This window comes from Mycobacterium dioxanotrophicus, from assembly GCF_002157835.1.
Taxonomy (GTDB): Bacteria; Actinomycetota; Actinomycetes; order Mycobacteriales; family Mycobacteriaceae; genus Mycobacterium; species Mycobacterium dioxanotrophicus.
Genome location: NZ_CP020809.1, coordinates 2,516,313 through 2,543,257, shown reverse-complemented (window position 1 = coordinate 2,543,257; position 26,945 = coordinate 2,516,313). Strand labels below are relative to the sequence as shown.

At 67.7% G+C, this 26,945-nt stretch carries 25 protein-coding genes; 8 read left to right on the top strand and 17 right to left on the bottom strand.

Annotated features, from left to right (window positions below; all coding sequences use genetic code 11):
- Window positions 1-7: 7 nt before the first annotated feature.
- On the bottom strand, window positions 8-1,255 hold the full coding sequence (locus BTO20_RS12315) for a thioester domain-containing protein (RefSeq protein WP_198344358.1): 1,248 nt from the start codon (window positions 1,253-1,255) through the stop codon (window positions 8-10).
- A 309-nt stretch (window positions 1,256-1,564) separates the two neighbouring features.
- Here BTO20_RS12315 and BTO20_RS12310 point away from each other — a divergent pair, with 309 nt between their 5' ends.
- From BTO20_RS12310 to BTO20_RS12300, 3 genes are all read left to right on the top strand, one after another.
- Complete coding sequence (locus BTO20_RS12310) at window positions 1,565-2,488, top strand: family 2A encapsulin nanocompartment shell protein (protein ID WP_087076193.1); 924 nt, start codon at window positions 1,565-1,567, stop codon at window positions 2,486-2,488.
- Window positions 2,475-4,358 (top strand): family 2A encapsulin nanocompartment cargo protein cysteine desulfurase, encoded by a 1,884-nt coding sequence (locus BTO20_RS12305; protein ID WP_087076191.1) that lies wholly within the window; start codon window positions 2,475-2,477, stop codon window positions 4,356-4,358. The genes BTO20_RS12310 and BTO20_RS12305 overlap by 14 nt, the downstream gene beginning before the upstream one ends.
- A 70-nt stretch (window positions 4,359-4,428) precedes the next feature.
- Complete coding sequence (locus BTO20_RS12300) at window positions 4,429-4,698, top strand: ANTAR domain-containing protein (protein ID WP_087076189.1); 270 nt, start codon at window positions 4,429-4,431, stop codon at window positions 4,696-4,698.
- A 75-nt stretch (window positions 4,699-4,773) separates the two neighbouring features.
- Here BTO20_RS12300 and BTO20_RS12295 read toward each other — a convergent pair whose 3' ends face one another.
- Entirely contained in the window at window positions 4,774-5,316 is a 543-nt protein-coding gene (locus BTO20_RS12295; protein ID WP_087076186.1) for a class I SAM-dependent methyltransferase, read from the bottom strand.
- A 66-nt stretch (window positions 5,317-5,382) separates the two neighbouring features.
- Between BTO20_RS12295 and BTO20_RS12290 the strand changes: the two genes are divergently transcribed.
- On the top strand, window positions 5,383-6,300 hold the full coding sequence (locus BTO20_RS12290) for a zinc-binding dehydrogenase (RefSeq protein WP_087076184.1): 918 nt from the start codon (window positions 5,383-5,385) through the stop codon (window positions 6,298-6,300).
- Between the two features lies 1 nt (window position 6,301).
- On the opposite strand, the gene BTO20_RS12285 is transcribed toward BTO20_RS12290, so the two are convergent.
- The 12 genes from BTO20_RS12285 to BTO20_RS12230 all read right to left on the bottom strand — a co-directional run bounded on the left by BTO20_RS12285 (window position 6,302) and on the right by BTO20_RS12230 (window position 20,795).
- Window positions 6,302-7,537, bottom strand: a complete 1,236-nt coding sequence (locus BTO20_RS12285) for an acyl-CoA dehydrogenase family protein (protein WP_087076182.1) — start codon at window positions 7,535-7,537, stop codon at window positions 6,302-6,304.
- Entirely contained in the window at window positions 7,537-8,523 is a 987-nt protein-coding gene (locus BTO20_RS12280) for a GNAT family N-acetyltransferase (protein WP_232491120.1), read from the bottom strand. The genes BTO20_RS12285 and BTO20_RS12280 overlap by 1 nt, the downstream gene beginning before the upstream one ends.
- Window positions 8,520-10,058: an APC family permease gene (locus BTO20_RS12275; protein ID WP_087076180.1), complete on the bottom strand. Its 1,539-nt coding sequence runs from the start codon at window positions 10,056-10,058 to the stop codon at window positions 8,520-8,522. Before BTO20_RS12275 ends, BTO20_RS12280 begins: the two co-directional genes overlap by 4 nt.
- Window positions 10,059-10,138: 80 nt before the next feature.
- Window positions 10,139-11,527, bottom strand: a complete 1,389-nt coding sequence (locus BTO20_RS12270) for an LLM class flavin-dependent oxidoreductase (RefSeq protein WP_087076178.1) — start codon at window positions 11,525-11,527, stop codon at window positions 10,139-10,141.
- Window positions 11,524-12,813 (bottom strand): NtaA/DmoA family FMN-dependent monooxygenase, encoded by a 1,290-nt coding sequence (locus BTO20_RS12265; RefSeq protein WP_087076176.1) that lies wholly within the window; start codon window positions 12,811-12,813, stop codon window positions 11,524-11,526. Before BTO20_RS12265 ends, BTO20_RS12270 begins: the two co-directional genes overlap by 4 nt.
- Before the next feature lie 173 nt (window positions 12,814-12,986).
- Window positions 12,987-13,682 carry a sensor domain-containing protein gene (locus BTO20_RS12260; RefSeq protein WP_087076174.1) on the bottom strand — a complete coding sequence of 232 codons (696 nt, stop codon included), beginning with the start codon at window positions 13,680-13,682 and terminating at the stop codon, window positions 12,987-12,989.
- 49 nt (window positions 13,683-13,731) lie between these two features.
- Window positions 13,732-14,499 carry a sensor domain-containing protein gene (locus BTO20_RS12255; RefSeq protein WP_232491119.1) on the bottom strand — a complete coding sequence of 256 codons (768 nt, stop codon included), beginning with the start codon at window positions 14,497-14,499 and terminating at the stop codon, window positions 13,732-13,734.
- 100 nt (window positions 14,500-14,599) lie between these two features.
- The gene (locus BTO20_RS12250) at window positions 14,600-15,193 is read right to left on the bottom strand and encodes a TetR/AcrR family transcriptional regulator (RefSeq protein ID WP_087076171.1); all 594 of its coding nucleotides are present in this window, start codon (window positions 15,191-15,193) and stop codon (window positions 14,600-14,602) included.
- 83 nt (window positions 15,194-15,276) lie between these two features.
- A complete protein-coding gene (locus BTO20_RS12245; RefSeq protein ID WP_087076169.1) occupies window positions 15,277-16,437 on the bottom strand; it encodes an acyl-CoA dehydrogenase family protein in 1,161 nt (386 codons plus the stop codon).
- 46 nt (window positions 16,438-16,483) lie between these two features.
- On the bottom strand, window positions 16,484-17,290 hold the full coding sequence (locus BTO20_RS12240) for an SDR family oxidoreductase (protein WP_087076167.1): 807 nt from the start codon (window positions 17,288-17,290) through the stop codon (window positions 16,484-16,486).
- Entirely contained in the window at window positions 17,287-19,380 is a 2,094-nt protein-coding gene (locus BTO20_RS12235) for an acetate--CoA ligase family protein (RefSeq protein WP_232491118.1), read from the bottom strand. Before BTO20_RS12235 ends, BTO20_RS12240 begins: the two co-directional genes overlap by 4 nt.
- Before the next feature lie 35 nt (window positions 19,381-19,415).
- Complete coding sequence (locus BTO20_RS12230; protein ID WP_087076165.1) at window positions 19,416-20,795, bottom strand: flavin monoamine oxidase family protein; 1,380 nt, start codon at window positions 20,793-20,795, stop codon at window positions 19,416-19,418.
- A gap of 128 nt (window positions 20,796-20,923) precedes the next feature.
- On the opposite strand from BTO20_RS12230, the gene BTO20_RS39280 reads away from it, so the two are divergent.
- Together BTO20_RS39280 and BTO20_RS12225 are read left to right on the top strand one after the other, a co-directional pair.
- Window positions 20,924-21,088 (top strand): hypothetical protein, encoded by a 165-nt coding sequence (locus BTO20_RS39280; protein ID WP_157680204.1) that lies wholly within the window; start codon window positions 20,924-20,926, stop codon window positions 21,086-21,088.
- Complete coding sequence (locus BTO20_RS12225; RefSeq protein ID WP_232491117.1) at window positions 21,088-22,419, top strand: cytosine permease; 1,332 nt, start codon at window positions 21,088-21,090, stop codon at window positions 22,417-22,419. The genes BTO20_RS39280 and BTO20_RS12225 overlap by 1 nt, the downstream gene beginning before the upstream one ends.
- Window positions 22,420-22,548: 129 nt before the next feature.
- On the opposite strand, the gene lepA is transcribed toward BTO20_RS12225, so the two are convergent.
- Complete coding sequence (lepA, locus tag BTO20_RS12220; RefSeq protein ID WP_087076163.1) at window positions 22,549-24,462, bottom strand: translation elongation factor 4; 1,914 nt, start codon at window positions 24,460-24,462, stop codon at window positions 22,549-22,551.
- A 29-nt stretch (window positions 24,463-24,491) separates the two neighbouring features.
- Between lepA and BTO20_RS12215 the strand changes: the two genes are divergently transcribed.
- Complete coding sequence (locus BTO20_RS12215; RefSeq protein WP_198344357.1) at window positions 24,492-25,106, top strand: type II toxin-antitoxin system PemK/MazF family toxin; 615 nt, start codon at window positions 24,492-24,494, stop codon at window positions 25,104-25,106.
- An 8-nt stretch (window positions 25,107-25,114) separates the two neighbouring features.
- On the opposite strand, the gene BTO20_RS12210 is transcribed toward BTO20_RS12215, so the two are convergent.
- Window positions 25,115-25,741: a GNAT family N-acetyltransferase gene (locus BTO20_RS12210; protein WP_087076161.1), complete on the bottom strand. Its 627-nt coding sequence runs from the start codon at window positions 25,739-25,741 to the stop codon at window positions 25,115-25,117.
- Window positions 25,742-25,912: 171 nt separating this feature from the next.
- Between BTO20_RS12210 and BTO20_RS12205 the strand changes: the two genes are divergently transcribed.
- Window positions 25,913-26,365 carry an STAS domain-containing protein gene (locus BTO20_RS12205; RefSeq protein WP_087076159.1) on the top strand — a complete coding sequence of 151 codons (453 nt, stop codon included), beginning with the start codon at window positions 25,913-25,915 and terminating at the stop codon, window positions 26,363-26,365.
- Window positions 26,366-26,770: 405 nt separating this feature from the next.
- On the opposite strand, the gene BTO20_RS39275 is transcribed toward BTO20_RS12205, so the two are convergent.
- Window positions 26,771-26,920, bottom strand: coding sequence for a hypothetical protein (locus BTO20_RS39275; RefSeq protein ID WP_157680203.1), 150 nt, complete (start codon window positions 26,918-26,920; stop codon window positions 26,771-26,773).
- Between the last annotated feature and the right edge of the window lie 25 nt (window positions 26,921-26,945).

The following is a 26,945-nucleotide window of genomic DNA, read 5'->3' as shown; positions in this document are numbered from 1 at the left end:
GGCCAGCTCAGAAACTGATCTCGAACTCGATCACGGTCGGAGCGGGCACGGCCAGCGCGACCGGGGTGAATCGGCTGTCGTCGTAGGCGACACCGGTGATGACCCGGCCGCCGAAACCGTCGGTGGCGGCGGGCACGCTCGCGGTCAGGGTCACCCGTCCCGCGGGGTGGCCCGGGCGCAGGTAGAAATCGGTTCCCGGGGTGACGGGTCCGTCGATCACGGCGCCGTCGGCGTCGACGACGGTTCCCGCCGAAACCGACAGGGCGGCCCGGTCGGTCGCGTCGAGGCGGAAGGGCCCGAGCACTCCGGCGTCGAGGACTGCTCGCTCGGAATTCAATGCGGGCACCACCGTCGCCCGGCGCGCGGCAGCCGCCCCGGCGAGAAGGTACTCGTACAGCGCCACCACGCGTTCGGCGTTGCGGTAATGCCCGGAACCGTTGAGCCAGAACGTGACTGCCGCGACGTCGACGGTGGTCGCCGGGTCGGCAATGATCTGCAGCCGGTAAAACCGGTAACCCTGGTGACGCCGTCCCGGGCGCGTCGCGGCCGTGGTGCTGCCGATGCCGAGGGCCTTGCGGTAACTACCCTGCCCCGCATCGATGTTGAGCCCGGAGGCGGCGACGTCACGCCACTCGATCCCGTCAGCCGACTTCTGCAGGAAGAGCGAGACAGGCGAATCGGCGGTCAATTCGACTGTGTAGCCACCCAATTGCGGATCTCCGTCGAATTCGAACACGATCGCCCCGGACTCGCGCCGTTGCGCCACAGGCACATTCAACGGTCGGGTGTCCAGATCCAGTCCATTGGTGAAATGCCAGATGGCGGCCTGGGTCGCGGCGATCGCCTCGTGTTCGGCCAGATGCGCTCCGAGCCGCTGCCCGGCGGCGCGTAGCCGACGACTCAACTCGGCCGTACCCAGGGTCGGAAACGAATTGCGGATGATCCAGTCGACCTCGGCCTCATGGGTCCGCGCCGCCAGGTTCGGCACCGCCGACCAGTTCGCCGGCCGGTAGCGCGACGGCGCTGTCGGCGCCACCCCGGTGAAGTCCACCGAGTAGGCGTCGATGTTCGGGTTGAGCCTGATCAGGTCGGTGCGCGCGGTGGAACCGTCGGCGAACACGATGGTGTCGACCGTCGGCGAGTAGGTGCCGCCGCGGTAGCGCGTCATCCGGGCGATCTCGACGTCGCGGGCACGCACCCGGCGTCGCACGGCAACAGGCGTCGAGATGGGAAGAAGTGCAGGAAGAACAGGCATTGCGGGTTGGCTTTCTGGTGGCTGAGAAGAGCGCGAAACGGCGCACCGCCAGATAAGGGCGGGCCTGAAACGCGGGGGCCGGCGTCAGAAAATCAACAACAACAACAGAGCACGACGAAGGCGCGCGCCATACCAGAGCGCATCGATCCCTCGTGAGACATGCCCACACCATACGGCACGCACGGCTTAATGCCCAGTTCACGTCGTCGTGACAGGTTTGAATCGGTTTGCGCGCTAACCCTGTCGAAAGCGGCGCCACGCCGTATCGTTGCCGCCGCACCCGCACTTCAGACCAGTCGGAGGGGCCACATGACGTCGGCACAGAACGAATCCCAGGCACTCGGCGATCTCGCCGCACGGCAGCTTGCCAACGCCACCAAGACAGTCCCGCAGCTATCGACGATCACACCGCGGTTCCTGCTGCATCTACTCAGTTGGGTGCCGGTCGAGGCCGGCGTCTACCGGGTGAACCGGGTGGTCAACCCCGAGCAGGTGGCGATCCACGCCGAGGAGGGCACCGGCACCGAGGAACCGCTGCCCGAGACCTACGTCGACTACGAGACCAGCCCGCGCGAGTACACGCTGCGCTCGATCTCGACGCTGCTCGACGTCCACACCCGGGTGTCGGACCTGTACTCCAGCCCGCACGATCAGGTGGCCCAGCAGTTGCGGCTGACCATCGAGACCATCAAGGAACGCCAGGAGTACGAGCTGGTCAACAACCCCGAATACGGGTTGCTGTCGCAAGTGACCCCCGAGCAGACCATTCAGACCCTGCGCGGCACCCCGACGCCCGACGACCTGGACTCGCTGATCACCAAGGTCTGGAAGACCCCGGCGTTCTTCCTGACCAATCCGCTCGGTGTGGCCGCGTTCGGCCGGGAGGCAACCCGCCGTGGTGTGCCGCCACCAGTGGTCAGCCTGTTCGGCGCCCAGTTCATCACGTGGCGCGGCATCCCGATCGTCCCGTCGGACAAGGTCCCGGTCGAGGACGGCAAGACCAAGTTCATCCTGGTGCGCACCGGTGAGGAGCGCCAGGGTGTGGTGGGCCTGTTCCAGCCGGGGCTGGTCGGCGAGCAGGCCCCGGGCCTCTCGGTGCGCTTCACCGGCATCAACCGGTCGGCGATCGCGTCCTACCTGGTCACCCTGTATTCGTCGCTGGCGGTGCTCACCGACGATGCGCTGGCGGTCCTCGAGGACGTCGGAGTGGATCATTTCCATGAGTACAAGTGAGTACAAATCGGTAGATGCTGAGGGAGACCTGCCGATCAGCGCGGCCGAGTTGGCCGCGCTGGCGACGCAGCTCTACGCCACCAGCATCCGTCCGGGTCCGGACAGCCCGCCGGTGACCACCCAGGTGGCGCCGCGCGGGGCGACCCCGGATGCCACGGCGGCGTCATCGGCAGTCACCACAGCGGTCGGCCTGGCGCACCCGGGCACTCCCCCGGCGTTCGTCTCGGTGCCCGACGTCCAGCTACCGGCGCCGACATCACCTGAGCCCGAGGCGATTCCGGGAGTCGTCCCGGTGGCGCCCCGGTTTTCCCCGTCGCTGCGCTCGCCCCAAGAACGCGGCAATGCGGCCAGCCCGATCGCACCCGTCGGTGGTCTGGAGGCCTTCGCGGTACCGACGGGCCTGGTCCCGACGGTGCCGGGGGTGTTGGCCGGTGGGGCGCCGTCGGCGCCACCGGCGCCCACGCATTCCCCGTCGCTGCGCTCGCCCCAGGGGCGTGGGTCCGCTCCCACCTGGCCGGGTGCCGTCCCCGCAGTGCCCGATCTGGATTGGTCCGGTTCGCCCGCGCCCTCCGACGATGCCGCGGGCTACTACTTCCTGCAGACCCCGACGGCGCCTGCGGAGCCGACCCCGGCATTACCCGACAATCACGAGATCTTCGACGTCAACGCGATCCGTGCCGACTTCCCGATCCTGCGGGAGACAGTCAACGGCAAGCCGCTGATCTGGTTCGACAACGCGGCGACCACCCAGAAGCCACAGTCGGTGATCGACCGGTTGGCGTACTTCTACGCCCATGAGAACTCCAACATCCATCGTGCGGCGCATGAATTGGCGGCCAGGGCCACCGACGCCTACGAGGACGCCCGCGAGGCGGTGCGACGGTTCATCGGCGCCTCGAAGGCCGAGGAGATCATCTTCGTCCGCGGCACCACCGAGGCCATCAACCTGGTGGCCTATGCCTGGGGTGGCAAACATCTGGGGCCGGGCGACGAGATCGTCATCACCCACCTGGAGCATCACGCCAATATCGTTCCGTGGCAGCTGATTTCGCAACAGACCGGCGCGGTGCTCAAGGTGGCGCCGGTGGACGATGCCGGCAATCTGCTGTTGAGCGAATTCGAAGACCTGCTCGGTCCTCGAACGAAGCTCGTTGCCGCGACCCAGGTTTCGAATGCACTGGGCACCGTCACCCCGGTCAAGACGATCGTCGAGCTCGGCCACCGTTACGGAGCCCGGGTGCTCATCGACGGTGCGCAGTCGATCCCGCACATCGCGATCGACGTGGCGGAGACCGGGGCGGATTTCTTTGTCTTCTCCGGTCACAAGATCTACGGGCCGACCGGCATCGGAGCGCTCTATGGGCGTGAGGACGCGCTGGCCGAAACCCCGCCGTGGCAGGGTGGCGGCAACATGATCGCCGACGTCACCCTGGAACGTTCGCTGTATCAGGGGCCGCCGAACAAGTTCGAGGCAGGCACCGGCAACATCGCCGACGCCGTCGGGCTCGGCGAGGCTCTGCGCTACGTCGAGCGGGTCGGCATCGACCGCATCGCGGCCTACGAGCACGCGCTGCTCGAGTACGCCACCCCGCGACTGGCGGCCATCCCGGGGGTGCGCCTGGTGGGCACGGCCGAGGAGAAGGCCAGTGTGCTGTCCTTCGTGCTGGCCGGGCATGAACCACTCGAGGTCGGCAAGGCACTGAATGCCGAGGGCATCGCGGTGCGCGCCGGGCATCACTGCGCGCAGCCGATCCTGCGCAGGCTCGGGCTTGAGGCCACGGTGCGCCCATCGTTCGCGTTCTACAACACCTTCGAGGAGATCGACGTGTTCATCGACGCGGTCCGCCGGATCGCCGAGGGCTCAGCCTAGCCTCGCGAGCAGAAGAATCACGGTGCGCCGATCCGTGGGACCGGCATCGCCGCCAGGGCAGCATTGCACCATGAGCTACCGCAGTGTTCGTGACGATGACACCTCCCGCACCAAGATCGACGTCGCGGTCGGCATCCTCGTCGGACTGCGGGGCTGCCCGCCCGAAGAAGCCTTCGCCGAACTCGTGAAAGTGGTGCACCGCACCGGAATCGGGATCGGCAGCATCGCCCGCGCATTGGTCGATTTGGCCGGTGGACGATCCGGAACGTCGGGGAACTACGCCGAGGCGTTCAACGCCTGGGGCGAGCTGCTCGCCAAGGCGCACCGCGCCGGGGTATAGCGCCCGACGTCGGTTCGGCATCTGGAGTGTGCAGTGGGTTGGCAGTCACACCTGCCGTTCAGACATCTGGGCCGGCTATCGGCGGCGTCCCAGCAGCCAGGCCTGGCCGTCGCCCTCCCCCGCCGCGATCACGTCGAGGTCGGCGAACGCGGTGGTCAGTTCTCCGGGCCTGGCGCGGAACGGACCGGGTGAGCCGCCGACCTCGCTGAGCACGCAGATGGCGAGCAGCCCGCCGGGGACCAGACGGGAGACGACGGCGCGGTCGAGCCTGGCGTCGCGGAACCGATGACAGAGGATGACGTCGACGAGCGGGCCTGCGGGCAGGCCGTCGTCCAGGTCGGCCACGGCGAATCGGCACCGGCCGGTCACTCCGAGCCGCTGCGCCTGCGCGCGGGCCGTCGCGATCGCCACCGCTGACACGTCGACGCCGAGGACGTCGAGACCGTGCTGCGCCAGCCAGAAGGACGCTGCTCCCTGTCCGCAGGCGATGTCGAGCGCGGTGCCGGCCGTCGGGAATTCGGCGACGTGGGCGGCGAAGACAGGCGGCGGACCGCCCTCGGGTTCCGCCGCCGACGTGGCATATCGGGCGTCCCAGCGCACCCGGTCCTGCTCGCTCACCCGCGCTACCTTACGAAGTGCGCCGTGCCGGGAATAGCGGCGCCACCCGCGGAGGTTTGCCTTCTCATGCGAGCCATCGTTTACGATCCGCAGGCCCCGGCAAAGCTTCGATTCGACGACGTCACCGAGCCGGCGGTCGCCGACTCGCAGGCGCTGATCGACGTCCACGCCATCGCGTTGAATTTCGGGGAACTGCACTTCATCGAACAGATGCGCCGACCCGGCGAAATCCCTGGTTGGGACACCGCGGGCGTCGTGACGCGAGCTGCCCCCGATGGATCGGGTCCGCCGGAAGGCACCCGCGTGGTCGGGTTCAGCGGTGAGGCCGGTTGGGCCGAACGCCGCGCCGTCACGACCGACAATCTCGCGGAACTACCGGAGTTCGTGGAGTTCGACGAAGCGGCGGCGCTGCCCGTGGCCGGGGTGACGGCGCTGCAGGCGCTGCGGGCTCTGGGCCCCGTGGTGGGCCGACGCGTCCTCATCACGGGAGCTTCCGGCGGTGTCGGCCGTTTCGCGGTCCAGTTGGCAGCGCGGGCGGGTGCCCACGTGATCGCCGCGGTGGGCAGCCCGGCCCGAGGTGACGGCCTCACCGAATTGGGCGCGGACGAGGTGGTCGTCGGCTTGGACGCGGTAACCGAGCCGGTGTTCGGCGTGTTGGACAACGTCGGTGGAAAGTTGCTCGCTCAGGCCTTCAGCCTGGTCGACGACGGTGGCTCGGTGCAGTCCATCGGCATGGCCTCCAACGAACCCACCACCATCAACTTCGAACAGGAACGCCGGCTCGGCAATCGGAAACGGTTGGAGCCGTTCACTGTTCGCGCGCCGTTTCAGGCCGACCTGCAGTATCTGCTGACCCTGCTGGCCGACGGCGAGCTCGACCCACAGATCGGCCTGCGCGACTCATGGGACAACATCTCGGCCGCCGCGCAGGCCCTGCTGGGCCGCAGGGTCGCCGGCAAAGCGGTGCTGCGGGTGCAGTTCTGAATCAGTTGCCCTGACCGCCGCGGCCCAGAGAAGCCAGGTCGGATACCGGGTCGGTGCCGTTGACGAACCAGTCGCCGAGAATCCGCGCTTTGTAGACCACCGGGTTGTGCGACGCGAGGGTGCGCGCGTTGCGCCAGTGCCGATCCAGGCCGAGCTGTTCGGAAACCCCTGAGGCCCCGAGCGCGTCGAACACCCGCGTGGTGGCCCGCTGCGCCGCGCCGATGATCACCAGTTGGGCCTGGGTGACGGCTACTTCGGCGTCGATCAACAATTCCCGGGCATGGTTGTCACTGCCGGCCAACCGGCCGGCGACGATCCGGTCCAGTGAACGTGCGCTCTGCCCGAGAGCGGCCTCGGCGGCGAACGCCTCGGCCGACAGTTCCCCGATCACCTGCAACAGCTGCGGATCCGCGGCGGGCACCTCGGCCAGGCCCTGCGGGTAGTTGCGGCTGCGTTGTTTGAGCGCGGCCGTGCCGTCACGCTGCACGGCCCGGGTGATTCCGGTGAGTACCGCGAGCATCGCGATCTGATAGAAGTGCGCCTGATACGTGAACCGCTCGACGGCGGGGAACACATTGCCCCGCTCGGCGCGGGCCCCGTCGTAGCGTGCCGAACCGCTCGCGGTGGTGCGCTGGCCGAACCCGCGCCAGTCGTCGACGAGGGTGACGCCCGGGTCGTCGGCGCGGACCAGTGCCGTCCACAGTTGCCCGTCGTCACCCCGGCCGAGGACATCGAGCCAATCCGCGTACAAGCTGCCCGTCGCATAGTATTTCGCGCCGTTGACCACCCAGTGGCCGTTCTCCGGGGTGACCGTGGTGAGCAGATTGGCCAAGGTCACGTTGTTGGCCTCGGTCCAACCGCCGCCGACGAACTCACCGGCCAGGAACCGCTTGAGCCAGACCCCGTTGTCCTCGGACACCGGGGCGTTGAGCCGGTCCTCGACGAACGCGAGATGGTTGCGCCAGATGTGCGCGACGTTGGCGTCGGCCTCCCCCAGTTCGGCGAGCAGCAGGAAAGTCTGCTCCAGTGAGGCGCCGAAACCGCCCTGCTCGGCAGGGATACGCAGCGTGCCGAACCCAGCCTCGCTGAGCCAGCGCACCTGCTCATGGGGGAACTCCCGGTCGGCCTCGCGCTGCGGATTGCCCTCGGCGATCTGGTCGAAGATCGGCCGGAACACCGATCGGAGCTCGGCATCGTACCCTGTCGGGCGCTTGAGATACGTTGTGGCTGTGGTCATTATGCCCTCCCCTTGGCATCGATTCGATAAGCGTAGGAATCCTGCACCGCCACATAGCCCAGCCTGCGATACAACAGGTGGGCCTTGCTGGCGTTGTTGATGTCGGTGCCCAGCGACGCCGCGGTCAAGCCGCGTCGCAGCGCCGCCAGCCAGATCTTGCGCAGCAGCAGTTCAGCGGTGCCGCCCAGCCGCCGCTCCCGCCGGACCCCGATGTAATCGGTGTGGGCGCTGCGCTGTTCATCGGCGCCGACCCCGACGGTGTAGGTCGACCCGAGCACATAACCGACCACCTCGCCGCCGTCGTCAACCGCAGCAATACTGAAATCAGGTGTGAATGACCGGCTTTCGAGATGGTGCTGCCAGCGTTGCGGCGTCTTCGACATATTGCCGAAATGCTCGCTGAAGGTGTCGTACTGCAACTGCCGGACCTGTTCGGCGAAGCCGCCGTCGATCACGTCGGGCCATGACAGTACGGTCAGGCCGTCGATGCGTGCCGCATCGAGTTCCGCCGCGTCCTCGCCGAGCAGGTACTTGCGGGTGCTGATGAACTGCCGCTCCAGCCGCGCACCGCGTTCGGCCAGCGCCGCGATCGCGGCCGGCTGGTCGGCCCCGATGTAGGTCCGGAGGTATGCGTCCGGCACGGCGACCCGGTGGAACCGGTCGACGATGTCGGCGACAACACCGTCGACGGCTTCTCGCGCCACGTCGGGATGAAAGACGAAGTCGCCGAGCACTTCCGGTTCCACTCCGTCCGGCCGGTGCAGCACCGCGTAGCCCAGGACCGCGCCGGCCTCGCTCCGCAGGAGCAGCGCGGCACCCGGATACGCGCCGTCGAGCTGCTCTGCCACGTCGCGGGAATCAGCGGCGAACTTGCGTCCGCCCAGCCCGGGTGTGGTGGCGAGGAAGTCGGCGATCAGTGGCAGGTCCGCCGAGGTGATCTCGGCGGCCGTCACGCTCCGCAGCGGGCCGTGGTCGGTGATCGTCACGGCGCCACCGGATCCTGCTGCCGGCCGGAGTCGTCGTCACCGCGCTGCTCCTGCAGTACTCCGAGGATGCCTTCGTCGGTGAGCCGCTGCTGCTCGGCTTCCGAGAGCGTCTGGATGGTGCCGACCCGCTGGGCCACCTCGGGCCTGGTCCGCTTGAGGTACCAATACCACGTCAGGCCCGCCAACAGGATGGCGCCGAAGACGAAAGGCAGGATGTTGAACGGGAATTCGGGCACCGGGTAGAAGTTGCTGAAGATCACGTACCCGATGCCGACGGTCGCGGCCACCGACACCCCGAGCCGCAGCGGTGTCAAGGCGTTGATCTTGCGCAGCCAGATCGGGGTGGCGATCACCACCAGCAGGTAGCTGGTCAGGAAGCCCCAGTTGGAGACGTAGCCGCCGTAGACGTCGAACACCAGCCGGCCGGCCGAGCTGAACGTCGCGACCGCCGAGAAGATCAGCGCCAGGATGCCGACGAACACCACCCCGGTCCAGGGGGTCTTGTGGGCGGGGTGCACCTTCGCGAACACCTTGGGCAGCGCACCTTCGTGGGCGAACGTGAACAGTGAGCGTGCCGCGGCGGTCGTGACGGCCGTGACGAAGACGATGAAGGCGACCGATACCGTCGCGCTCACAACCTGATTCACCCATGCCACGCCGACGGCACCGGCGAGCTGCGGCAGTACCGCCTTGTCGCCGTCGATCTCACCGAAATGCAGGATCTGCGGGTAGGTCGCGAAGATGTAGAGCACACCGAGCAGCAGCACGACCCGAAGCAACGAGCGGGCGATGCTGCGGTGCGCGTCCTTGGCCTCGGCACCCAGCGAGGCGACGCTCTCGAACCCGGCGTAGGAGCCAACCGCGGTGACCGCGGCGATGAAGGTTGCGCTGGAGCCCAGGTGCGACGGGTTGAGCTGATCCCAGTCCACGTGGAAGCCGTAGCCGACGTAGGACGCGACGATGATCACCAGGATGGAGGCGATCGCGAGAAGTTCAAATGCGAGTTCGTATTTCGCGGTCAGCGACACGCCCCGGTAGGGCAGGTACACCGCGACGGCCACCACCACGACCACCAGCAGCAGCCGGAACCAGGCGGCCTGCGACCCGAGCCCGATAGATTCGAGGAACGCGTCGAGGTAGAGCACGCCGCCGAGCGTGCCCGTGGTGGCGAACCCGATGTAGCCGAACAGCAGGCTGAACCCGGCCGCGTAGGCGAAGCCGGGGCCGAGACCGTTGCCGGTATAGGTGCCCAGCGATCCCGACGAGACGGTTCGCTTGGCCTGGAAGCTGATCGTGGTGGCGACCAGGATGACGATCACCAAACCAACGACCGCCGCCCAGGCCGCGCCCTTGCCCGCCGCGACGAACAGGGAGAACGGGACGACGGCCAGCGCGACGCTGGGAGCCGCCGCGGCCAGGCCCTGCGCGAAGACGCCCCAGGCGCCGAGCGCTTCGGATTCCAGCCCGGTCGATTCGGCGGCCGTCAGACTCCGGCCCCCGATGGTGACGGATGGCTCTTCTTCGACTGTGGTCATGCTGCATACCTTTCTGTCGTAACTGACAGGGGCACAATGGATTAGGTGGTCATGACGATGCCGCAACATCGTCGTCGGCGTCAGTTATCGAATCGGCGGGATTCTTTTGCCAACCGGAAACCGGCGCCCGGATGGTCCGGCGGCAGCACCGCTGAGTCACCGCCGAACAGGCGCTGCCGCAGGGTGGTCGGAGCGTCGGTGGTCCTGGCCCGGCCGCGCCGCCGCAGCTCGGGTATCAAGTGTTCGGCGACGTCGGCGAAACTGCCCGGAGTGACGTGGTAGGCGATGTTGAAACCGTCGACCCCGGTGCGCTCGGCGTAGGCCTCCAGTTCGTCGGCCACCGTGCCTGCCGATCCGACGAACAGCTGCCCGCCGAAACCTCCGAGTCCCCCGACATAGTCGCGCAAGGTGATTCGACTGTCGCCGACCGCGGCGAGAATCGAGCGGCTGGCGTCGGTGTCGAACTGCTCGATGGGCCGGTCGACACCGTAGGTGGACCAGTCGACACCGCTGAGTGCTGAGAGCAGCACCAGTCCGGCATCCAGGTCGTGGTAGCGGGACAGTTCGTCGGCCTTGGCTCTGGCCGCCGAATCCGTGGTGTCGGTGACGATTTCGATGGACGTCAAGAACTTGATCGAGTCGGGATTGCGGCCGTGGGCCACCGCGCGCCGGCGGACGTCGTCGATGTTGGCGCGCAGCACCTCGGGCCGCGGATCACTGGCGAACACCAGCTCGGCGTTGCGCGCTGCGAATTCCCGTCCAGCCGGTGAGGTTCCGGCCTGGAACAACACCGGGGTGCGTTGCGGCGACGGCTCCACCAGATGCGCACCGGGAACGGAGAAATACCTGCCCTCGTGAGCGATCGTGTGCACTTTGGTCGCATCGGTGTAGACGCCGGCCTCCCGGTCGCGCACGACCGCGCCGTCCTCCCAGGACCCTTCCCACAGCTTGTAGGTGACCTCCAGGAATTCCTGGGCCATGGCGTAGCGCTCGTCGTGTGGGATCTGCCGGTCACGGCCGATGATGTTGCGCGCGGCGCTGTCCAGCAGCGACGTGACGACGTTCCAGCCGATGCGGCCGCCGGTCAGATGATCGAGCGTGCTGAACTTGCGAGCCAGCAGGTACGGACTCTCGTAGGTGGTGGACACGGTGATGCCGAAGCCGAGATGCGTTGTCGCGGCGGCCATCGCCGAGACCGCCAGCAGCGGATCGGTCACCGGGGTCTGTACCGCACGGGTCAGCGCCGCGGCCGCGTCGCCGCCGAACACGTCGAGCTGGCCGACCGCGTCGGCGACGAACAGTGCGTCGAATCCGCCGGCATCGAGAAGTTTCGCCAGCTCGACCCAGTACCGGATGTCGGTGTAGTGGGCAGTCTGATCGTGTGGGTGGCGCCACAACCCGAAGTTGCCGTGCGACACCGTCGACATCGTGAATGCCGCCAGTACGAACGGATCTCGCGTGCTGGTCATCGGCCGGGCACCTCCAGCCCGAGGTGGGACCGCAACGTCGTCCCGGTGTATTCATGGCGGAACAGGCCACGTTTGCGCAACACCGGTACCACCTGTTCGACGAACAACTCGGCCTGCCCGGGCAATCCGGTGTCCCGCAGCACGAAGCCGTCGGCCGCCGCCGTGGTGAACCACTCCTCGATCTCGTCGGCGATGCGCTCAGGGGTACCGACCACCGATGCGCCCCAACCGTTCACGGTGCGGTACAGGAACTCTCGCACTGTAGGGTTGCCGTCGGCGGCCAGCGCGCGGTAGCCGGCCAGCGCGGTCTGATGCGTCTGGGTGTGATCGGGGAACGCCGACGCCGGCACAGGACCGTCGAGGTCCGCGTCGGTGACGTCGACGTCGACCTCCAGCAGCCATCCAGCCTGATACTCCGGGCTGAAGTACTGGTATTCCTCACGTTCGGCGCGCTTGGCTTCGTCCTCGGTGGACCCGACCACGTACCGCAGCGACGGCGTGATCAGCGGCGGCTGCGCCCGGCCCAGGCTCGCCGTGCGGATCTGGCGGTAGAACTCCTGCGCACGATTCCGGTTGCCGTGGCTGGTGAAGATCACCTCGGCGTGGCGGGCCGCGAACGCTCGTCCGGTCTCCGACGAGCCGGCTTGGAACAACACAGGCCGGCCCTGTGCCGACCGGGAAGCACCGAGCGGACCCGTGACGGCGAAGTACCGGCCGTGGTGGTTGGCCGGACGAATCCTGGTGACGTCGTGGAAGATCCCGGCCGCGCGGTCTTCGACGATGGTGTCCTCGCCCCAACCGTCCCACAGCTTGCGCACCACGTCGAGCGCCTCTTCGGCGATGCGGTACCGCTCGTCGTGGTCGACGACGCCGTTGGCACTGAAGTTGTCGGCGGCAGCCTGCGCGAAGCTGGTGACCAGGTTCCAGCCGGCCCGTCCCCCGCTGAGGTGATCCAACGAGAGCAATTGGCGGGCAAGGTGATAGGGATGCTGCAGGGTTGCCGATCCGGTGACGACCAGGCCGATGTGCTCGGTCACCGAGGACAACGCCGCCGTCGCGGTCAGCGGTTCGAAGTCCTCCGGGGTCTTGTAGGCCCACGTCGCCGGTGGTCCGTAGTTGAGTCCGTCGGCGAAGAACAGCGCGTCGAAGGTCCCCGCCTCGGCGGTTCGGGCGTGCTCGATCAGCCGACGGCGCACCCCCGCGGTGCTGTTGTCGATGCCGGGATGCCGCCACGGGCCTGCCGAGCGGGTGTTGCCGAAAGCGAGCAGATGCAGTTCTCTGGGCACTGCGCCGACGCTACGGTCGTCGCCGCTGCGGTTGCAGGGTTGCGCTCAGCCAGAAGCCAACTCACCTTCCCTGCGCGAACAGACACGCAGGTCCGCGAAAACCGGCGTGTCGCGTACCGCAGTGTCTGTTCGCGCAAGAACGCGCGTGAGAACTCGCGCAAGAAACGGGACCTCTACAGCTGCTTGATCTTTGCGACGATGTCGTTGGCGATGGTGACCGCCTCGTCGGTGACCGAGCTGCCGCAGGCCCAGGTTTCGACGATGACATTGGCCGCGACGGCCATGGCGTGGTGACAACCACCGGCATTGTCGGCGCCCGGGGTCGACATCTGGCTGATGGTGGAGCCGTCCACAGTGACATCGGTGAGGTTCCAGACCTGCACCTCGTCGCTGTCGCTGAAGGTGATCAGGGTGCCTTGACATTTCGCCCAGTCCGACTGCGATTCAGCGAGGAATTGCTTGGCCTCGTCGGCCGAGGGATAGAGCACCACAGCCTGCTCGAGCCAGTGCTCGTTGTGCTCGCCCGGCTCTCGAACCACCTGATCGCGCACCGCGGTCCAGCCGCTGTTGGCGTACACCGGTTCTTGAGCTCCGAACGCCGCCCCCAGGCAGTCCGTGTCGACCACGGCGTTGGATTGATCCTGCATCTGGTCGGTGTCGACGGTGACCTTGAGACCCGTCGTGCCGAGGATGCCGTCGAGGGTGGTCGTGGACAGCAGGACACCGTCGAGGTCGGATTCGGCCAGAGTGGTCCTCGGCGGCGGGGCACTCGGGTCGCGAACCGCCGTCCCGGCAACCGTGCTCGTGCATCCGGACACTGCCAGTGCCGCGACGGAGCCTGCGACGAACAGCCGCGCCCTGCTGGCCATATGTCATTGTCGCCGACGCCGTACCGCTATGTCGCGGGATCACGTCTTCTCAGGTGAGTTCCTCGACGCGGTCCATCATCGCCCGCGCGATCTCGATGGCGACGGTGTCGACATTGGACGGCTTGCCCGATGTCACCGCATCGCTGTAGAACGCGACCTCGGTCTCGACCAGGCAGTTGGCCCGCACGCCGATGGCACGGGCCACCGGGCTGGTTGACTGGTCTGTGGTGTGGCCGAATTCGACGGTGGCGGCGATCACCGAACCGCTCTCCCGCACGTCGGTGATCGCGTCGGTGTAGTAGCCGCCGCGCACCGACTCCCGCACGAGCGTCACCGTCTGGCCCCGACAGTCCTTCCACTGCTTGGCGAACCCGGCGAACAGCGCGTTGGCGTCGGCCACGCTGCCGAGGGCGACGACACCGACGTCGACGGCCAGCACCGCACCGTCGGACTGGTCGCCCTTCCACTGCGTGCTGGCTGCGCCGGTGACGTCAGCGGATTCGTAGGTACTGCGCTGCATGGGGCTCGACACCGTGACGCAGTCGTGCGGTGTCGCATCCTGTTCGGTGGCCAAACCGTTGGGCAGGTCGTCGAGACCGCCCGAGATCGACGGCACGTAGTTGTCCTCGGCGAGGGTTTCACCGACGAGCTTCTCCACTTGCCCGATGTCGGGCAGGGCCTTTTCGACGGATTGACCGCTCAGCGGGCGCGGCGCCAGGCCGTCGGCAGCCGCCACATTGCCGTCGACGACCTTGGTACACCCCGCCGTCAGCATGACGGCGGACACCAGCAACCCGAGCGCGCCAACCGTTCTCATCGTCCACTCCCGCCGACAGCAATCATCCCGACCCTACTACGGCAGCGGGGTCAGCAAAGCCTACACAAGGGACTCAAAGGCTTTCGGCGACCCGGACGGATCAGCGGGCGATGACGTCGCCGATGAACGCCTTGCAGGTCTCCTGCATCGCGTCCAACGACATGCTGTGCGAGCCGAGGAGCACCTGCACCGCCAACCCGTCGAGCATGCCGATGAGCATGTTGGCCAGCACAACTGGATCACCGGATCGGGCCAGTTCCTGGTGCTGCGCCGAGCGGATCACCCCCGCCACCACGTCGCGCCACTGACCGTAGAGCCGGTCGTTGATCTCCTGCAGCACCGGGTCACGGCTGCCTTCGGCCCACAGCGCCAGCCACACCTTCCAGGCCCGCCGGGATCGTTCGTCGGTGGGCAGGTAGGACTGCACGAGATCGTGCAGGATGGCCAGACTGTCCTTCTCCGAGCTCAGCAATTCCTGCCGACGCGCCAGCGAATCGGCGAGGTTGAACTCGAACGCCGCGGTGATGACGTCGCGCTTGGTCTCGAAGTAGTAGTGGACGGTGCCAGAACTGACACCGGCCTCCTTGGCCACATCGGACAGCCGCAACGCCGGGATGCCCACCTGCGCGATCACCTCGCATGCCGCAGACAGGATCTGCGGCCGCCGCTCGGCCTCGACGCTGGGACGTGGCATCGGCCCTCCGGATCAGCTCGGCATTGCTGGGCCGATCGTACAAGTCCGATAACTGTACGTTCAATCAACAATGCCCGGGCAGGTCAGCCGAGGTTGCGGGAGATCACCAGCTTCATGATGTCCGAGGTGCCCTCCTCGATCTCCTCCAGTTTGACGTCACGCATCCACTGCTCCACCGGGTATTCCCGCGAATATCCCCAGCCGCCAAGGGTTTGGACCGCCGCGTGGGTGACGAACATGGCCGTCTCGGACGCGGTGAGCTTGGCCATCGCCGCCAGCCCGCGCGCAGGCGCTCCGCTGTCGATCACCCGGGCCGCGTGCAGCACCAGCAGGCGCGCCGATTCGATGCGGGTCGCCATCTCGGCGAGCCGGAACGCCACCGCCTGGTGCTCGATGATGGGTACCCCGAACTGCTTTCGCGTCTTGGCGTAGTCCAGCGCGTACTCGTAGGCAGCGCGCGCCGCACCGACGGCGGCCGCGCCGAGTACCACCCGCGAGATGTCGAACGTGCCCATCAGGCCGTAGAAGCCCTGTCCCTCTTCGCCGAGCCGGTCCTGCTCCGGGACGAACACGTCGTCGAGGAAGATCTCGCGGCAGACGATGGCGCGCTGCCCCATCTTCTTCATCGGTTCGCCGAAGCTCATTCCGGGGGTGTCCCGGTGGACCAGGAATGCGGTCACGCCGCCCGACCGCTGGGTGGGGTCGGTCTTGGCGAAGATGACGTAGAACTCGGCGGCACCGGCGTTGGAGATCCACGCCTTCTGACCGTTGATGCGGTAGCCGCCCTCGACGCGCGTCGCGGTGGTGACGATCGACGCGGCGTCCGAGCCGGATTCGGGCTCCGTGGTGGCCAGCGAGGTCATCGGGGACTTGGGCCCGGTCAGCGGGGTCAGCCAGCGCTTCTTCTGGTCCTCGGTGCCCAGCACCATGATGGGATCGGAGAAGAAGCCGTTCGAGCACACGAGGTTGCCGATACCCGGGTCGCCCCAGCACAGTTCCTCCTGCACCAGGCATTGCGTGAAGACATCGGTGAAGCCTCCGCCACCGAATTCCTCGGGGATCATGAAGTCGGTGATGCCGACCTCGGCGGCCTTCTGGAAGATGTCGACCGGGGTGACGGTGTCGGCCTCGTCGACTTCGCGGCCGCGGGGCCGGATCTCCTTGGCGGCGAAGTCGCGGCACAGCTCGACGATCTGGCGCTGCTCATCGCTGAGCGGCCAGGCCGGGATGTTGGTGGTCTGCATGTCTGGTCTCCTCTTCGGTGGTGAAAGTTGTTGGAGTCGTGCGATTTCAGGTACGCGCGAGCGGGTCGGTGTAGATCGCCTTGCCGAGCCATTGGGCGCCGTCGGCGACCAGCACATCCCCGGTGACGAATGCGGCGCGGTCGCTGAGCAGGAACGCCGCGGATTCCGCGATCTCCTCGGGGCTCGCGAACCTTCCTGCCGGAACGCTGGCCAGCACGTCGGCACGGGCCTCGGCGGTGGGCCACAACGCCGCGCCCGCACCTTGGGTCTCGGTGGGCCCGGGGGCGATGCAGTTCACCCGGACGTTGCGGGCACCCCATTCCACCGCCAGGGTGCGGGTCATGGCGACCACGCCGCCCTTGGCGGCGGCGCTGTGCACTGTTCCCGGGTGGCCGTGCCAGGCATAGCTGGCGATGACGTTGAGAATGGTTCCGCCACCCTGGGCCAGCATGTGCCGCCCGACCGCGTGCGTGCAGTAGAAGGTGCCGTTGAGCACGATGTCGGTGACGGCTTTCCAACCGTTGGGCGAGAGGTCCTCCGACGGCACGACGAAGTTGCCTGCCGCGTTGTTGACCAACGCATCGATGCGGCCGTGCCGGGTCACGACGTCGTCGACGGCGTCCGCGACGGCGACGTGATCACGCACGTCGCACACGACCGCCTCGGCGCTCACCCCGTGGGCCTCGGCGAGGCGCACGGTCTCCTCGAGGGCTTCCTTGCGGCGCCCGAGCACCGCGACGGTGCCACCGGCCGCGGCCCACCGCACCGCGATGGCCTGACCGATCCCGCTGCCGCCGCCGGTCACCAGTGCGACCCGCCCGGCGAATTCGGTCGAAGTGTCCGGTGTTGTCACGTGTTGTCTCCCAATTCCATTGATTCGCAATGTTCTTGCCCTGCCACGGGGATCACCAGCGCATCCACCGCGACGGCCCCGTGTGCCGTTGCCCGGACCGGGTTGAGCTCGACCTCGGCGATATCGCGGCGGTGGGCGATCAGTTCGGAGACCGCCACCACCAGATCGGCCAGGCCGTCGATGTCGATCGCGGGCCGGCCGCGCCAGCCACGCAGCAGCGGGGCAATGCGCAAGTCGTCGAGCATCTGTCGGGCGGCCACACGTGACACCGGCGCACGTTCGACGCGAACGTCCTGGTGCACCTCGGTTTCCGTGCCGCCCGCACCGACGACCACGAAGGCACCGAGCTGCGGGTCACGCCGCGCACTGACCAGAACCTCCACGGCACCGTCGCGCATGTCCTGCTCTTCGACGACGTAATCGCCGGCGCCGAGCCGGCTGTGCATGTCCGCGAACGCCGCGTGCAGTTCGGCGGTGTCGGCGAGACCGATTCGGACGCCACCGACTTCGCTCTTGTGCTCCAGCCAGCCGGCCTTGAGCACATACGGCGCCTTCAGCTCGGTCAGCGCCGACAGGTCGGCACCGGTGGTGACCACCGCACCGGCGGGGAAGGCAACGCCCGTCTGCGCCAGCAATTCCCGCGCGGCCCAGTAGCCGGGGCGAACCGCGGTGGCGGACGTCGTCGCCGTAGGGGCCGGCTCGACGGGCGGCCGTGCGCACAGTTCGGCGGCGTGGGCCAACGCGCCCGCCGCGGCCTCGATCGAGCCGAACGCGGGTACCCCACAATCCCAGAGTGCTTGCGCTGTCGGCGATTCCGGGCCCATGGTGTGCACCACCACGGGGATACCGGTGGCGTCGACGAGCGCACCGATCCGCTGGGCGACCGCAGCCTCGGCGGCCGCCAGCGCCGGGATGTCCTGCGAGTAGCAGCCGAAATATCCGGTCATCACCACGGCGTCGATGCCGGGCGCTGCCGCCACCTGCTCGACAACCGTTGCGTAGCTCTCGATGTCCTTCTCCCCCGCCCCGGCGAGGTCGACCGGATTGGCGCACGCCGCACCTGCCGGCAGCAGCCCGGCAAGCGACTCGCTCAGTGACGCCGGGAACGGGGCGACCGTCAGCCCCCGCTCCGAGGCCACGTCCGCGGCGATCGCGCTCTGCCCGCCGCTGTCCCCGACGATCGCGATGCGCTGCCCGTTCGGCACGGGTGCGGCCAGCAGCGTGCGCGCGACGTCGATGACCTCTGCGGGCGTCTTGACCCGCACCACGCCAGCGGCGCGGCACGCCGCGTCGACCAGGTCGAGCGACGACGTCAGCGATCCGGTGTGCGAGCGCGCCATCCGGGAGCTCGCCGCGCTGGAGCCCACCGTCAGCAACACCGTCGGCTTGCCCGCCGCGCGCAACGCGGCGAGGGTGTCGAACAGGGCCTCCCCGTCGGTGAAGCTCTCCAGGTAGACGACGACCACCCGGGTCGCGTCGTGCCCGGCCAGGTCGGCGAGCAATTCGACTGCGGTGACATCTGATTGGTTGCCGATCGACACGAACCGGGACACCCCCAGGCCGTGGCGCAGTCCCATCGCGGCGAGTTCGGAACCGAGCTGCCCGCTCTGTGAGACGATGGCCAGCGGCCCGGGCGTGAGGCTGCCCCACATCAGCTGAAGATCACTGCTGGCGTCGTAGATTCCGAGGCTGTTGGTGCCGATCAGCCGGGCGCCGTGGGCGGCGATCCGCGCCGCCAGGGCCCGCTCGTCGGCGACGCCTGCGGTGATCCCGAGAAAACCGCGCGCGCCGCGCTGCAGGCCTTCGTCGACCACAGTGTCGACGTGCGCCGCCGGAACGCACAGGGCGACCAGATCGGGCGTCTCGGGGAGGTCGAGCAGGCTCGCCGCGCACCGTTGACCGAGCACGTGCGGTGTGCGGCTGTTGACCAGGTGCACCGTGCGGCGCCGCGCGCCCGTCAGGGCACCCGAGGCCAGCCAGTAGCCCCACTTCGCGGGGTCCTCGGAGGCCCCGACGACGGCGACCGAGCGCGGGTCGCTGAACACGCTGAGGTCTGCGCCGGCACGGCCGAGCACAGAAGTTTGCGCCACGTGATTGTTCCTATCTGTGGTGACAGTGAAGATGGTTACGGCGTTGCGGCGGCGATGATCTCGTCAGCAGCGCGCTGACCGGAGGCGATCGCGCCGTCGATGTAGCCGTTCCAGACGCTTGCCGTTTCCGAACCCGCCCAATGGATCCGCCCGCACGGGGCGCGCCATCCCGTGGCGCCGTGTTCGACCCAGACGCCGGGCGCCGGGTTGGCCGCATATCCGCCGTGTGCCCAGCGATCCTCGGGCCAGCTTTTCTCGGTGTACGCCAACGGGTTTGTCGCTTCGTCGCCGAAGATGGCGCCGAGCGTGGCGAGAATGTCGGCACGGCGCTCGGCCGGCGGCAACGCCGCCCAGCGGCGCTGGCGGTCACCGTAGGCGAACGACACCAGCACCCCGGCCTCGCCGGCCTCGGGCGAATTGTCGAAGACGACGCCGACGTTGCGGTCGCCGTACACCGTGGCCTGCCCGGACAGTCCGCGCTCACGCCAGAACGGGCGGTCATAGACGGTGTGGATCTTGGAGACCTCGCCCATCGGGCTGCGTTCCATCCAGCGGTTGCGCGACGGCGGCAGAGTCGGGGTGAACCGGATCCGGACCGCCGCGCCCGGTGAGGCCGCCACCACGACGTGCGAGGCGTACACCGGCCCGCGGTCGGTGTCGACGCGCACGCCGTCCGCGCTGTGCTCGACGTGAGTGACCGGTGTGTTGAGCCGGATCTTTTCGCCCAGGCGCTCGGCCATGGCCAGTGCCACAGACTGCGCGCCGCCCACGAAGCGCCGCTCCTGCGCGCATCCGGCGGTCTCCATGAGCTGGTCGAATCCGCCGGCGGACGCGACATAGAAGAGCAGGTGGAACAGGGATATGTCCCTGGGCTCCACGGTCCAGACGCCCTGCACCGCCAGTGCGAGGCGCCTGCGCGCGTCGGCGTCGTCGACGGTGCGATCGAAGTACGACTGCACGGTTTCGCTGTCCCATTCGGCGATCCGCTCGGTGGCGCCCGGGTTGTCGAGGTCGACCGTGACGGCGAGCTTGTCGATGGCCTCGGTCGCCTCGACGTACTGCTCGACGCCGGGTCCATCGACCGGCCCGGCACCCCGGAAGGGCCGGCAGTTGCCGTCGGCCCACAGTTCGAGGTGATCACCGGTGTCGTAGGTCGGGAAGGTCGCGCATCCGAACCGTTCGGCCGCTGCGAGCAGCCGGTGCTGGGTCGGCCCCACCCATTGCCCGCCGTGGTCGACCACCACACCGCTGTCGAGCCGCTGGGAGTGCACACGGCCTCCGACGCGATCCGACGCTTCCAGGACCAGCACGTCGGTGCCATTGTCCACCAGCGACAATGCTGCGGCGAGCCCGGCGTATCCGGCCCCGATCACCACGGTGTGGACGGAGTCCCCGGACGGCGAGGTTGTTGTCATGGCGTCGATTCTTATTGTTAATTGGCCCGTCAGTCAAGAATGAAAGTGAGTCGGTCAACCGGGTTGACAAGTTGTGAGGCCCACCACAGACTCTCTTAAACTGGCCCGCCAATCAGAAATGGAGCCCGGTGGACGAGACGACATTCGACCAAGAACTCGAGGACCGCCTGAGCATGCTGGAGTCCCCCGACGGCACCGCGATGCAGGTGTCCGACCTACCGACGACCGACCTGCTGGTCGCCATCGCCGCCCTCGCCCTGGCCACAGTCGCGCTCCTGTGGTGGGCGTACTGATGGCCGACGCACTGCGCCAGAGCGGCGCCGAGAGCAGCCTGGATGCCACGCTGACCGATCTCCCCCTGCGTCCGGCCGAACGGATCTGGGGCTTCTGGCAGCACTCCGCTGTCAACGTGGGACTCGCGGTGGCCACCTGGGCGTTCCTGCAGGGCGCCGCAGTCGCCTACTACGTGGGTGTCACGCAGGCCATCGCGTCGATCGTGATCGGCTACGGCATCAGCGTCCTGCTCGTCGCCCTGGCCCCGTGCATGCCCTCGGTCAAATACGGCATCGAACAATTCGTCGGCCTGCGCAGCATCTTCGGTGAGAACGGCGCCAGGGTCGTGATGGTCTCGGTGTCCACCGTGCTGGCCGCGGCCTGGTCGGCCGTGCTGGCCATCATGTTCGGCCACGGCCTGGTCACCGTCGTCAACGAGATTGCCGGAACACATCTTTCGGAATCCGGCGTGGCCGCCAGCCTGCTGGGCCTGGTCGCGATCGTGGTGTCCTGGATCGTGCTGGCGCGCGGCCCCGTGTCGGTCGAGGCCGTGTGCCGCTTCATCGCACCGCTGCTGGTGCTCATCATCGTCGGCGTCATCGTGATCGTGTTCTCCGGGCACAGCTGGTCGGACCTCACCGCACTGGTTCCCCTCGGCGGTGCCGGCGACGACCCGCATCTGAGCTTCATGCTGGCCGTCGAACTGAACCTGGCCGGCGGCTTCGCCTGGTGGCCCAACCTGGGCAACCTGGCCCGGCTGACCCGTAGCTCGCGAGCAGCGTTCTGGCCCAACTGGATCGGCGTGTTCGGCGCCTCGGTGTGCGCCGCGGTGGTCGGCGTCCTGGCCGCCCTCTCGCTGCAGATCGAGGACCCGACCCAGTGGATGATCCCGCTCGCCGGCGCAGGCCTCGGGGTGGTGGCGTTGGTCATCATCTGCCTGGCCAACATCACCGCGATCCTGTCCCAGGGCTACGCGTCGATGGTCGCCCTCAAGGGCGGCGGCGGAGCGTTCTTCCGCAAGGCGGCTTGGCCTCTCATGCTCGCGGTGATCCTCGGTCCGGCCGCGGTCCTGGTGTTCTTCCCGTCGGCCGTATACGACAACTACGGGCGGTTCGTGTCCTGGGGCGCGATCGTGTTGGCACCGCTGTGCGCGGTCCAGGTCGTCGACTACTTCGTCCTGCGGCGTCGGCACCTCAACGTCCGCGACCTGTTCCGCCCGGTCGGCGAATCCGCCTACAGCTACTGGAACGGGTTCAACATCGCGGCGTTCGCTGCCGTCGCCGCCGGCGCGGTCACCTACGCACTGCTGCTCAACCCGGTGACCTACGAACCGACCGGCGTGTTCCGGTAAACCACAGCCTCGCTGCCCGCGTTCGCGGTCGCCGGGCTGGTGCACTACCTGCTGACCCGGCTGGTCGTGCAACGCGCCGCAGCCGGCGGCTACCCGCGCTGAGCAACCGGTTCGACGGGCGCGGCGGGGCTACTTCTTCGCCTTGTCCCCGGCCGCGTCCGTCGACAGCGCAGCGACGAAGGCTTCCTGCGGAACCTCCACTCGCCCAATGGTCTTCATGCGCTTCTTGCCCTCTTTCTGCTTCTCCAGCAGCTTGCGCTTACGGGTGATGTCACCGCCGTAGCACTTGGAGAGCACGTCCTTGCGGATCGCCCGGATGTTCTCGCGGGCAATGATTCTCGAACCGATCGCGGCCTGCACCGGAACCTCGAACTGCTGGCGCGGGATGAGCTCCTTGAGCTTGGTGGTCATCTTGTTGCCATAGGCCGCCGCCGAATCCTTGTGCACGATGGCGCTGAACGCGTCGACCGCTTCGCCCTGCAGCAGGATGTCGACCTTGACCAGATCGGCCTGCTGCTCGCCGGCCTCCTCGTAGTCGAGGCTGGCATAGCCGCGGGTGCGCGACTTCAGCGAGTCGAAGAAGTCGAAGATGATCTCGCCCAACGGCATCGTGTAGCGCAGCTCGACACGTTCGGGTGAGAGGTAGTCCATGCCGCCGAGTTCACCGCGCCGCGACTGGCACAGCTCCATGATGGTCCCGATGAACTCGCTTGGCGCGATCACCGTCGTCTTGACCACCGGCTCGTAGACCTCGCGGACCTTGCCCTCGGGCCAGTCCGACGGGTTGGTCACCACGATCTCCGATCCATCGTCCTTGATGACGCGGTACACGACGTTGGGCGAGGTGGAGATCAGGTCGAGATCGAACTCGCGCTCCAGGCGCTCGCGGGTGATCTCCATGTGCAGCAACCCCAGGAAGCCGCAGCGGAACCCGAAGCCCAGCGCCACCGACGTCTCCGGCTCGTAGGTCAATGCCGCATCGTTGAGCTGCAGCTTGTCCAGCGCATCGCGCAGATCCGGATAGTCCGAACCGTCCACCGGGTACAGGCCCGAGTAGACCATCGGCTTCGGTTCGCGGTAGCCGGTCAGGGCCTCCTTGGCGCCACCCCGGGCCGTGGTCACGGTGTCACCGACCTTGGACTGTCGGACGTCCTTCACACCGGTGATGAGGTAACCGACCTCCCCCACCCCGAGGCCCGCGCTGGCCTTCGGTTCGGGTGAGACGATGCCGACCTCGAGCAGTTCGTGGGTCGCGCCGGTGGACATCATGGCGATCTTCTCGCGCGGGACGATCTTGCCGTCGACCACCCGGACATAGGTCACCACGCCCCGGTAGATGTCGTAGACCGAGTCGAAGATCATCGCGCGGGTCGGTGCGTCGGCGTCGCCGGTCGGCGCAGGCACCTGCCGCACCACCTCGTCGAGCAACTCCGCCACGCCCTCGCCGGTCTTGCCGGACACGCGCAGCACATCGGACGGCTCGCAGCCGATGATGTGGGCGAGCTCACCGGCGTAGCGCTCGGGGTCCGCGGCGGGCAGATCGATCTTGTTGAGCACCGGGATGATGGTCAGGTCCCGGTCGAGGGCCAGGTACAGGTTGGCCAGGGTCTGCGCCTCGATGCCCTGTGCGGCGTCGACCAGCAGCACCGCCCCCTCGCAGGCCTCCAGCGCGCGCGACACCTCGTAGGTGAAGTCGACGTGGCCAGGTGTGTCGATCAGGTGCAACACGTGATCTTCGCCGTTGACCTGCCACGGCAGCCGCACGTTCTGGGCCTTGATGGTGATGCCGCGTTCGCGCTCGATGTCCATCCGGTCGAGGTACTGCGCACGCATCGACCGGTCGTCGACGACGCCGGTGAGCTGCAGCATCCGGTCGGCCAACGTCGACTTGCCGTGGTCGATGTGGGCGATGATGCAGAAGTTCCGAATCTGCGCCGGCGCAGTGAACGTCTTGTCGGCGAAACTGCTGATGGGAATCTCCTGGTGAGCGTGGGTGTCGAGCACGTGGTGTGCCCATCCAGGGTATCGAGCACCCACCCCCACGACACAATCGCGGCGGCAGTTCCTGCCCTATGCTCGACACCATGGCGTCGCAGTGGAAGGCGTTTCAACGCTTTGCGGAAAACCTCATGTTCAACGAGGCGCCGAAATTCATCCGCCAACTGCAGAATCCCGAGACCGTGCCGCGCACCGTCCAACAGGGGATCCAGCAGGGCATCAAGCTCGGGCTCGAGGTGCTCGCGGGCAGCCAGGTGGACCGCACTCCGGCCATCACCGCAGGTCGACCGGTCTCACAGCACAGTGTTCCGACCTCGCACCGGGCCCGCCGGCTGATCTACGCACCCGATCTCGATGGCCGCGCCGATCCCGGCGAGATCGTGTGGACCTGGGTGGTCTACGAGGACGACCCGACCAAAGGCAAGGACCGCCCGGTCCTGGTCGTGGGGCGCGACCAGCGGACCCTGCTCGGCCTGATGCTGTCCAGCCAGGAGTACCACCGCAACGAACCCCACTGGGTCGGCATCGGCACCGGCAGCTGGGACTACGACGGCCGCGCCAGCTGGGTCCGGTTGGACCGCGTGCTCGACGTACCCGAAGAGAGCATCCGCCGCGAAGGCGCGATCCTCGCCCGTGAGCAGTTCGAGGTGGTCGCCGCCCGCCTGCGCGCCGAGTACTCCTGGAGCTGAGCCGAGCTCTACCGTGGTTGCCGCCACATCGCGGTCAGCGATGGGCCACCGTCGGGCAACCGGATCTCGCCGGTCACCTCGAATCCGAACCGCAGGTAGTACGGAACGTTGTCCGGATTGCTGGACTCCAGATACGCAGGCGCGTGCTCGGCGTCGACGCGATCCAGCCGCGACCGCATCAACGCATGGCCCAAGCCGCCGCCCCGGACGCTGGGGTCACTGCCGATCACCGCCAGATACCAATGCGGCTCCTCCGGATGGTGCTCCTTCATCAGCGCCTCGATCTGCTGACCGCGGGTGCCCCGCCGCCCGAACGCCCGCAGAAACGTCGGCATCATCAACAGCTGCTCTAGCCGCGTGTGTCGCCACCGTCCCGGCGCATCCCACAGCGCGGCAGCCCCGATCCGTCCTGCGCGGGCGGCCACCTCGCTGCCGCCGCCGGCCAGGAAGTGGTGACGGGTCATGGTCGCGAACATCGGCACCAGCCCCCTGCGGCGACGGGCGTCCTCGGGCAGCATCCACTTCATCACCGGGTCGTCGTAAAAGGCGCGCGCCAGCACGGCAGCGAGCTGCCTCACGTCGGGTTTGTGCACGGGGCGGACATCGACGGCGGCCACCCGCCCACGATCGCACATTCGAGCTGCCGACAGCAGCAAGCAATCTCAGGCCCGCGGCGTGGGTCACGAAGAGGACAAGAAGGAATAGACGCGCAGGGAACGGGTAAATCTAAGTCAGCTTTGTCCATCGTCGGACTTGAGAACAAAGCCCGGGGTGCGACGATGCGCACCGATCATCAAGGGGTTGCTATGACCTACACCGGTCCTAAACTCACCCGCATCTCGACTTCTCCGCCCGCGCTCGGTGTGCGGCTGTGCAGTTATCCGCGGCCCCCCGCGGTGGTCATCGAAGTCGGCGGTGAGATCGACGCTCGCAGCGTCCGTCGTGTCAGCCGCTACTTGATCGGATTCGTGCACGTCGGCCGTCCGTTGGTCCTCGACTGCAGCGGTGTGGGCTTCGTCAACTTCGCCGGTTTCAGGGCAATACTCCGTTTCGCGGCGGAGTGCCGTCAAAGCGGGCGGGATTGGGTCTTGGTGGCAAGTGACGCCGTTAAGCTGGTGTTGCCCACCGCAACCGGGCTAGGGCTGCCGGTCGTGGAGACGTTGGACGAGGCGTTGCTGCAGCTCGCGGAAACGCCTGATACCACGTGGCGGCTTCGGTCGATCACCACCTTGGAATGCAAGAAGTTGGCGGGCGACTAGAACAGAGACGGCCACCGCGCCGCCATGCCGTCACCACGCCGCCGGATGCACAATGCCGACAACCGATTTCGTTCGACGCCGGCAGGCCGCGTAGGGCCGGTCACGTGCTCGCGCTGCCGACGGCTCGGCGCGGCACGAACGCCGAGATATGACCGCCGAACGCGTTGACAGTGGGATTAAGCAGCGGTGATTCGGGGAATACAAAGATGTTTGGCGAGGATGGGTGACGAGGAGCTGTCCATCATGACTGGGTTCGCTGTCAATGCGGAGAGCTGTCCGCAGCTTGCGCCGTCCTTGCGGTCACGGTGATCGGAAGGACAGGCAAATGATCAACTTGGTTTCCACGCTCGATAGCCAGATATTCACTGCCTATCAGCAGGTCAAAAAAGCGCGAGCCGAGGCCGACTATGCCGCGATGATCCGATGGATGTCGCGCGTCGACCACCTCCTCGACCGCCGAGCGACCACGTAGCAGCTGCGGGCCGGATGCGCGTCGACGCGGGCGACCGCGCTGAGCGCCAACCGATTCCCGGCGACGGCCTCGGAACTGGCCACGCCATGAGCCGTTCTCACGTGCTGC